At 68.6% G+C, this 7,794-nt stretch carries 8 protein-coding genes; 1 reads left to right on the top strand and 7 read right to left on the bottom strand.

Annotated elements, in window-relative coordinates:
* Positions 1-147 precede the first annotated feature (147 nt).
* From WA944_RS19360 to log, 7 genes are all read right to left on the bottom strand, one after another.
* Entirely contained in the window at positions 148-315 is a 168-nt protein-coding gene (locus WA944_RS19360) for a DUF3117 domain-containing protein (protein WP_011211259.1), read from the bottom strand.
* 215 nt (positions 316-530) lie between these two features.
* Positions 531-1,139 carry a DNA-3-methyladenine glycosylase I gene (locus WA944_RS19365; RefSeq protein WP_526372339.1) on the bottom strand — a complete coding sequence of 203 codons (609 nt, stop codon included), beginning with the start codon at positions 1,137-1,139 and terminating at the stop codon, positions 531-533.
* Complete coding sequence (locus tag WA944_RS19370) at positions 1,136-1,504, bottom strand: DivIVA domain-containing protein (protein WP_526372338.1); 369 nt, start codon at positions 1,502-1,504, stop codon at positions 1,136-1,138. Before WA944_RS19370 ends, WA944_RS19365 begins: the two co-directional genes overlap by 4 nt.
* Positions 1,505-1,606: 102 nt before the next feature.
* Complete coding sequence (locus WA944_RS19375; protein ID WP_526372337.1) at positions 1,607-2,566, bottom strand: glucosyl-3-phosphoglycerate synthase; 960 nt, start codon at positions 2,564-2,566, stop codon at positions 1,607-1,609.
* Positions 2,563-3,387: a dihydropteroate synthase gene (gene folP, locus WA944_RS19380; protein ID WP_526372342.1), complete on the bottom strand. Its 825-nt coding sequence runs from the start codon at positions 3,385-3,387 to the stop codon at positions 2,563-2,565. The genes WA944_RS19375 and folP overlap by 4 nt, the downstream gene beginning before the upstream one ends.
* Before the next feature lie 80 nt (positions 3,388-3,467).
* Entirely contained in the window at positions 3,468-5,270 is a 1,803-nt protein-coding gene (gene fadD6 / locus WA944_RS19385; RefSeq protein WP_526610401.1) for a long-chain-acyl-CoA synthetase FadD6, read from the bottom strand.
* Between the two features lie 59 nt (positions 5,271-5,329).
* Positions 5,330-5,890: a cytokinin riboside 5'-monophosphate phosphoribohydrolase gene (gene log, locus WA944_RS19390; RefSeq protein WP_526372341.1), complete on the bottom strand. Its 561-nt coding sequence runs from the start codon at positions 5,888-5,890 to the stop codon at positions 5,330-5,332.
* A 53-nt stretch (positions 5,891-5,943) separates the two neighbouring features.
* On the opposite strand from log, the gene WA944_RS19395 reads away from it, so the two are divergent.
* On the top strand, positions 5,944-7,794 hold a 1,851-nt coding region (locus WA944_RS19395), incomplete at its 3' end, for an AAA family ATPase (RefSeq protein ID WP_526647242.1).

Genomic DNA, 7,794 nt, shown 5'->3' on the forward strand with positions numbered 1-7,794 from the left:
CGACCAGCCGCCAGCTCCACCACCGATACGAAAAGCGTTGCAGAACATCGATATTCACATCACCGAAACTATGGGCCAGGCGCGCATCCTGGCAAACGCAGCCTGAAAACTCAAGACAGCTCTTAAAGTCCTAGCGACCAAGGTTCGCTAGCTGGTGACGCTCTTGAGTTCGTCCCCGAGCGCGGCAGCTTCGTCGGGGGTGAGCTCGACGACAAGCCGGCCACCACCTTCCAGTGGTACCCGCATCACGATGCCGCGCCCCTCCTTGGTTGCTTCCAGTGGACCGTCTCCGGTCCGGGGCTTCATCGCCGCCATCGAGTACTCCCTCCGCATGGGCGTGCCCGTATGGGCCCGTTCTGTCGGTACGAGCCGGGCCTGCCCACTCTTCGAGGAGCACAGACAGAATCCGGCCTTGAACTGCTACAGCACTCCATTGTTCCCTATCCGGGCCGTCTCGTGTGCAAAGACCCGGCCAAGCGGACGCAGACAACGGCCCGGCTGGCCGGTTTCGGGCGGGCGGCCGGCGGGCTCTACTCGCTCGGACGCGGAACCCAGCAGTTGGCCACATGGTCGTCGACCATCGCGGTGGCCTGCATCAACGCGTACGCCGTTGTCGGGCCGACGAATCTGAACCCGCGGCGTTTCAGCTCCTTGGCCATCGCCTTGGATTCGGGCGTCACCGCCGCAACTTGCGACAGATCGGCGGGTCGCGCCCGGCTCAGCCGGTCCGGCGGCGCGAACGACCACAGCAACTCCGAGAGGTCGACGCCGTCGTCCGCCAGGTCGGCGACGATCCGCGCGTTGGAGATGGTGGCATCGATCTTGGCGCGATTGCGTACGATCCCCTGGTCGGCCAGCAATCGGTCGACGTCTCGCGAGGTGTAGCGGGCGACGCGTTCGACGTCGAAGCCGTCGAACGCGGCCCGGAAGTTGTCCCGCTTGCGCAGGATGATCAGCCAGGACAACCCGCTCTGGAACGCCTCGAGACTCACCCGTTCGAACAACGCGGCCGAACCCTGCAGCGGGCGGCCCCACTCGTCGTCGTGGTAGTCCCGGTAGAGGTCGAAATCGGTAGGTGACAAGCGTGATTGGTCGATCCAGCCGCACCGGATCCGGCGATCGACAGAGGCCGAAGTCATGGCTGTTCCGGTGCCTCGTCGGCGGGCAGCGCGTGCGCACCATGGCCGGCGTCGGCGTGGGCGGGTTCGTCCATACCGTGGGTGGCACGCACCGCTGCCAGCTCACCGCGAAGAGAGTCGAGTTCCTGTCCCAGCCGGTCGAGCACCCAGTCGACCTCGCTAGCCTTGTAGCCGCGCAGCGCCTGGGTGAACTTCACCGCGTCGACATCGGCGCCGGTGACACCCGAGGCGGGTAATACGGCGGCCGTGGTGGCGTGCGGGAGCGGCGGCAGCACCTCCCCCCGGCCGAAGAGCACGCCGCCGAGAGCGAACAGCACGATGCCGACGAGCACCAGCACCACGAGGTAGAGAAGAACGAGGGTCACGCCTCGATAGTGCCTCATCCCGTCGGAATTGGATTCCCGCAGGTCCCCTGCCGAACTTCGGCTACCGGAATGCAATTCCGGTTGGCAGAAACGTCAGCAACGTCAGCGGGGGCGCAGGGTCACCATCGGCGGCCGGTCCTGCAGGGACACCGTCGACATCCGCGGGGTGTAGTCCTCACCGTCGGCGAAGAACTGGGTGAGCCCGACCCCTGAATCCGGCACTCCGCACCGGGACAGCAGGGTGGCGATGACCTGCCTGCTCATCGATGCCAACTCGGTCAACGGCCGGTTGCGGTGGGTGCGTACCCCGAGGTTCACCTGGGCGATGGCATCGAGCCCCAACCTGTCATAGGCGTCGATGAGCAGCCCGATCTCCACGCCGTACCCCGGCGCGAACGGCACCGCGGTCAGGAGCTCACGGGTGCCGGCGTACTCCCCGCCGAGGGGCTGGTACAGGCACATCAGCTCCGGCCGCAGAGCGGCCAGCAGGGGGCGTGCCACCAGCTCGGTGACGCGCCCGCCCCCGTTGGCGTCCTCGCTGCCGCTGACCTTGAGGGGCCGCCGGTAGAAGCCCTTGACCAGGTGCACGCCGTCGGTGGTGAGCAGCGGGCCCAGCAGCTTCGGGACGAACATCGGATCGGGATCGAGCAGATCGGAGTCCACGAAGGCGACGATGTCGCCCGTGGTGGCGGCCAGCGACCGCCACAGCACCTCGCCCTTGCCCGGCTGCGGGGCGACTTCGGGCAGTGCGACCTCCCGGCTGATCACCCGGGCACCTGCGGCGAGCGCGCGGATCTCGGTGTCGTCGGTGGAGCCGGAGTCGAGCACGATCAACTCGTCGACCAGTCCACCGACGAGCGGGGTGATCGACTCGACGACGCTGGCGACGGTCTCTTCTTCGTTGAGCGCGGGCAGCACCACCGACACGGTGCGTCCCGCCTTCGCCGCTTCGAGTTCGGCGATCGTCCAGGCCGGCCGGCTCCAGCTGTGGTCGGTCAGCCAGCGATGTTCGGCCACACCTTCTGTGGCCAGGTCTGAGACTCGATCGGATAACACAGTCATGCCAGTCCCCTCACCGTGCGAGTCGGCGGCCGCGCGCCTTGGATCGACGCGACCATTTCCAGCACGCGTCGTGTGGGCCCGACCTCGTGCATCCGGAACATCGCAGCTCCGTCCGCGGCGGCCAGCGCGGTGGCCGCCAGGGTGCCTTCCAAGCGTTCGGTCAGGTCCACACCCAGAGTCTCCCCGACGAAATCTTTGTTGCTGAGTGCCATCAGGACCGGCCATCCAGTTTTTACAAGCTCTTTCACCTGGCGCAACAAACTAAGGCCGTGGTAAGTGTTCTTGCCGAAATCGTGCGTTGGATCGATGAGGATGCCGTCTCGGCGCACCCCCTGCCCGACCGCCCGCTCCGCGGCCGCGGTCACCTCGGCGATGACGTCGTCGACCACGCCCCGTTCGGAGATCCCGTAGTTCACCCGGAACGGGCGTGTCCGCGGCACGGCACCGCCGGTGTGCGAACACACCAGTCCGGCGCCGAACTCGGCCGCGACCGCCGCGAGGTCGGGGTCGACTCCGCCCCACGTGTCGTTGATCAGGTCCGCGCCCGCTGCGCAGGCCTGTTTGGCCACCTCGGCCCGCCAGGTGTCGACGCTGATCAGCTGGTCGGGGAATTCGGCGCGCAGCCACTCGATGAACGGCACGACGCGGTTGATCTCCTCCGCCACGTCGACCGTGTTACCGGGCCCGGCCTTCACCCCGCCGACGTCGACCACGTCGGCGCCCTCACTGACCACGCGGTGCGCGGCCTGCTTGGCGGCGTCGTCGGTAAACGTCGCGCCGCGGTCGTAGAACGAGTCCGGCGTGCGGTTCACGATCGCCATGATCAGCGCGCGGTCCGCGGCCACCGGGCGCCCCAGAAACGTCCTCTGCACGTCACCAGGCTACGGGCCTGCGATACGGGCTACTTCGGCTTCTTGCCGTCCTTGACCTCGCCGAGGTACTCGTCGTAGAACGGCACGTACCCCTCCTCCTTGCCGGAGAGCACATAGATCGGGTCGTCGATCTCGACGTCGTCGTCGTCGCCCTCGCCGCTGGAGCCGCCGTAGCCTTCCTTGCGCAGGTCGACCTTCTGGCTCTTGAACGTCGAGGTGTGCGCCAGCTCCTCGACCACCCGCACGAACAGCGGGATCGCGTAGCCGGGCAGCTTGTCGTAGACCGCCTTGGCCAGGGCCTTGCCGTCGAACTCGGCACCGTCCCTGAGCTGGATCGCGACCATGCCGGCCTTACCGCCGGTGTCGGGCACCTCGACCCCGAAGACGGTGGCTTCCTCGACCTGCGGATCGGTCGACACCGCGGCCTCCACCTCGGTGGTGGCGACGTTCTCGCCCTTCCACCGGAACGTGTCGCCGAGCCGGTCGGTGAACGCCGCGTGCCCGAAGCCCTGCGAGCGCATCAGGTCGCCGGTGTTGAACCACACGTCGCCTTCCTTGAAAGCGTCGCGGACCAGCTTCTTCTCGGTGGCTTCCTTGTCGGTGTACCCGTCGAACGGCTGGAAGTTGCTCACCTTGGACAGCAGCAGCCCGGGCTCGCCGTTGGCGACCTTGCGCACCCCGCCGTCCTTGTCGCGCACCGGGTCGCCGGACTCGTCGTATTCGACGAAGGCCACCGGCGACGGGCAGATGCCGGTGGTCTTGTCGACGTTGAGGACGTTGACGAACGCCGTGTTGCCCTCGGATGCGGCGTAGAACTCGCAGACCCGCTGGATTCCGAACCGCTCGGTGAACTCGTCCCAGATGGCCGGGCGCAGCCCGTTGCCGGCGATCACCCGTACCCGATGTCTGCGGTCGGTGTCCTTCGGCGGCTGGTTGAGCAGGTACGTGCAGACCTCGCCGATGTAGACGAACGCGGAGGCGTCGTGGCGGATGACGTCGTCCCAGAACTTCGACGCCGAGAACGACTTGCCCAGCGCCAGCGTGGCACCGGAGTTAAGCACCGACGACAGTGCCACCGTCAACGCGTTGTTGTGGTAGAGCGGCAGGCAGCAGTAGAGGGTGTCGTTCCTGTTCAGACGCATGCCGAGGCCGCCGAAACCGGCCAGTGCCCGCAACCACCGGTAGTGCGTCATCACGCTGGCCTTGGGCATCCCGGTGGTGCCGGACGTGAAGATGTAGAACGCCTTGTCCTTGGCGAGCACCGCAGGGGTGGTGGCCGGGTTGGTCGTCGGCGCGGTCTCGGCGAGTCGCTTGAGTTGGTCGAGGGTCAACAGACCGTCGGTGTCGGCGCCGCTCTCGCTGATGGGTTCCACGAACTCGGTCTCGGCGACCACGACCGAGGCCGACAGCAGACCGAGGCTGTGCTCGAGCACGTCGTCACGCTGGTTGTAGTTCAGCATTCCCGAGATCGCGCCACACTTGACCGCCGCCAGCATGAGCAGCACCGGTTCGACGGAGTTGCGCAGCATGATGCCGACGACGTCACCGTGGCCGACGCCCCGGGCGGCCAGCACCGCGGCGTAGCGGTTGACGGTCTCGTTGGCTTCGCCGTAGGTGAGCTCACGATCCTCGAACTTGAGGAAGACCTTGTCGGCGTAGCGGCCGGCACGGTCCTGGAAGACCTTGCCGATCGAGGTCTTCGCCGAGGGCCGCGCGAGAAAGCCGGTGACCACGCCGCGCACGATGACCGGCGCGTCCATCACCAAACCGGGCACTTGGCCGGCAATATCGAGTAACCCGACACTGCGCCGGACTCCGGACTTCTCGCTCATAGGACGTTGTTCCTCCGCTGTGTCGGTTTGTCGGCCACCCTAACTGCGAGTGACATCGGTCATACAACCGGTGCACATGCGGCCAGAGCGGCATCGACGTCATCGACGACGACGAGTCGCCGCAGTGCGTCCGCGGCGACGTATCCGCTGGCGACCAGCCCGCGCAGCCAGTCCAGCAACCCCCCGTAGTGCCCGAAGGGATCGAGCATCACGATCGGTTTGGAGTGCATACCCAAATAACCCGCTGTCCAGGCTTCGAAGAATTCCTCGAGGGTGCCGATGCCGCCGGGCAGCGCGATGAACGCATCGGCGCGGTCTTCCATCACCTGTTTGCGTTCCCGCATGGTGTCGGTGACGACCAGTTCGTCGGCCTCGGTGTCGGCGACCTCGCGGTGCACCAGTGCCTTGGGAATGACGCCGACGGTGTAACCGCCGTGGGCCCGGGCGGTACCGGCCACCGCGCCCATCGCCGAGACGTTGCCGCCTCCGGAGACCAGGGTCCATCCCCTCTCGGCGATGGCCTTTCCCACGTCGCTGGCCAACTCCAGTAGCGGCGGGTGCACCGGGCCTGACGCGCAGTAGACGCACACAGCCCATTCGTCGTCGGTTCGTCGACTCACTTCCGGGGACACGCAGACAAAGGTAGCCATAGGCTTTCCCGGTGCCTGTGCAAGTGCCGATCGGGTGGGTGACCGCCCCCGTCGAACCAACCCTCGATCAGCTCGTATCCGGGGTGCGGACCCGGGTCGGCGCGGTCCTGATCGGTTCTGCGGGCGTCGGCAAGACCTCGCTGGCGCGGCAAGCCGCCGAGCGGCTGAGTGTCGACTTCCCGCGGGTCGACTGGGTGCGTGGGACGGCGTCGGGCGCGGCGCTCCCGTTCGCGGCTTTCCAGCGGCTGCTGGAGGTGCCCGAGACGGGCAAGACCGCCGCGGTGTTGCGGACGCTGCGCGACGGCCTCGGCGACGGACGGTTGTTGGTCGTCGACGACGCCCACCTGCTGGACCCGCTGTCGGCCGCACTCGTCTATCAACTCGCCGTCGGTCGCACCGTTCGGATGCTGCTCACCGCGACCGTCGCCAGGGCCCCGGTGCCGCCCGAGGTCTCGGCGCTGTGGCAGGACGGGCTGGTGGCGCGGATCGACCTGCAACCGCCCGGCCACGACGACAGCCGGCTGCGGGCGCAGGTCGAGGAGTTCGTCGACACACTGCCCGGGACGGCTCGCCGGGTGCTGGAGTTCCTCGCCGTCGCCGACCCGCTGCCACTGGCCGACGCGGTGGCGCTGGCCGGGGCCGGCGCGGTGGACGACGCCGTGGGGTGCGGGGTGGTCGTCGCAGGTGACGACGGTGTGCGCCCGGCGCATCCGCTGTTCGTCGACTCGGTGCGCGGCGCCCTCGGCGGACCGGAGCTGCGCCGGCTTCGCACCGCGTTGGTCGAACGGTTGTCGGCGTCCGACGGCGGTGGGGTGGTGGCCCGGCTGCGCCGGGCGGTGCTGGCGGTCGGTAGCGACCGTCCGCAGCCCGTCGCGGAGGTGTGCGCCGCCGCCCAGGAAGCCCTCCGGTTGGGGGATCTCGAGCTCAGTGAGCGACTCGGACAGGCGGCGCTGAGCCGGGAGCCCGACCTGGCCACCCGGCTCACCGTCGGCTACGCCCTGGCCTGGCAGGGCCGCGGCAGGGAGGCCGACGAGGTGCTCGCCGAGATCGACCCGGGGATGCTGACCGAGGACGAGCTGATGGCATGGGCGCTGCCCACGGCGGCCAATCAGTTCTGGATGCTGTCCGAACCGGAACGGGCGACGGCGTTCCTGCGCGCGACCCGCGGCAAGGTGTCCTCCCCCGCGGCGGTGACGACGCTGGACGCGCTGTCGGCGACGTTCACGATGAATGCGGGCAACCTCAGCCGGGCGATGGACCTCGCCCAGGAAGTACTGGCCTCGCCGGATGCCGACGACACCGCGATCGGGTGGGCCGCCTCGTCGGCCGCGCTGAGCTCGGCACGGATGGGCCGCTTCGGTGACGTCGACGCACTCGCCGAGCGGGCGTTGTCCGCCGGGCATCCGGGCTTGCTGCGGTTCACCAGCGGATTCGGGCAGACGACGACACTGCTGATGACGGGCGACCCGGAGCGGGCGCTGACGTTGGCGCGCCGCCTCACCGAGTTCGCCCAGCGACAGCAGCCGGGACGGTCGATCGGCGAGGTGCTGGTGGCGGAGGTGTTGATCGCCACCGGCGAGCTGCACCGCGCGGTGACGCTGCTGCGGGGCGCGGCGCACACGCTGGCGCCGACGGGCTACTCCTGGGGGCCGCTGGCTTGGATGCTGCTCGCACAGGCGCTGGGTCGCCTCGGTGAGCCGATCGAGGCGGCAAAGGCGTTGGGGCGGGCGGAATCCCGGCACGGGTTGAAATCGATGCTGTTCGCTCCCGAGCTGGCGTTGGCCAGGGCGTGGACGAAGGCATCGCGGGGCGACACCCACGGGGCCGTCGCCTCGGCCCGGGACGCGGTCAAGGCGGCCGAGCGGGGCGCGCAG

Origin of the sequence: Mycobacterium sp., assembly GCF_049683355.1 — a bacterium.
Classification (GTDB): Bacteria; Actinomycetota; Actinomycetes; order Mycobacteriales; family Mycobacteriaceae; genus Mycobacterium.